The sequence below is a fragment of the Okeania sp. SIO2B9 genome, from assembly GCF_010672505.1.
Taxonomy (GTDB): Bacteria; Cyanobacteriota; Cyanobacteriia; order Cyanobacteriales; family Microcoleaceae; genus Okeania; species Okeania hirsuta.
The window spans coordinates 1-1,097 of sequence record NZ_JAAHGK010001783.1; the positions used below are offsets into that span (position 1 = coordinate 1).

1 pseudogene is annotated in these 1,097 nt (G+C 34.3%); it reads left to right on the forward strand.

Going from position 1 to position 1,097, the window contains the following annotated elements:
• Positions 1–497: 497 nt before the first annotated feature.
• Positions 498–1,097: pseudogene (gene pip / locus F6K13_RS34410) on the forward strand (prolyl aminopeptidase); the annotation flags it as partial.

Sequence of the window (1,097 nt, forward strand, 5' to 3'; positions counted from 1 at the left end):
ATTTTCATCATTGTTACCCACAGGGCAGCAACCTCAAATCCCAGTTTTTCCTACTTTATGTGTAAGTCCTGACTTTGTTTTTGAGTTATAAATTCTTAATTTTTTGGCTTTCCTAATGTGAATCTAGGGTTGTTTCAAAAATCTTTAATTTATTAGGACGTATGCATTCAGCCGTCAGCTATCAGCTATCAGTTATTGCTTTTAGTTTACGATCAAAGCTTTATTAATTGTATCCCCACAAAAGTTAGTTCCCTTGACCTTAAAGTTAGTTGTTAATTTAAACACTGTTCTTAAAGAGAAAGTCTTTTTGCTGATAGCTGACTGCTAATAGCTGTTTGCGCAGCATTCCGTAGGAAATGCTTACATTAGGACTATTCATAATAGTATGTTACTTTTTTTATACTAAAAGTTATTTTAATTAATAATTAACAGTTGAAATAAATATTATTTAGCCTAAATTTTCTCTAAAATATTAATATAAATCTTGAAATATAACCATGCGAGAACTTTATCCACCCATTCAACCCTATCAAAGAGGCAATCTCAAAGTTTCCGATATTCACACTATTTATTATGAAGAATGTGGCAACCCCCAAGGTAAACCAGTAGTCTTTTTACATGGTGGACCAGGTGGTGGAATGATACCTCTTTATCGTCAATATTTTGACCCCAAAAAATGGCGAATTATACTATTTGACCAACGAGGTTGTGGCCGTAGTACTCCCCATGCTGAACTATCTCAAAATACTACCTGGGATTTAGTCAGTGATATAGAAAAACTACGAGTTCATCTCAGTATTGAAAAATGGGTGGTGTTTGGAGGTAGTTGGGGAAGTACTCTAGCATTAGCTTATAGTCAAACTCATCCAGAAAATTGCATAGGCTTAATTTTACGAGGTATTTTTATGGTGCGCCCGAAAGAAATTTCTTGGTTTTATCAAGAGGGTGCAAGTAATATTTTTCCTGATGCTTGGGAGGAATATTTAAAACCTATTCCTATAGAAGAAAGAGGTGATTTAGTTAAGGCTTATTACCAAAGATTAACCAGTACTGATGAAAAAGTTCAATTAGAAGCAGCACGCGCTTGGTCAATTTGA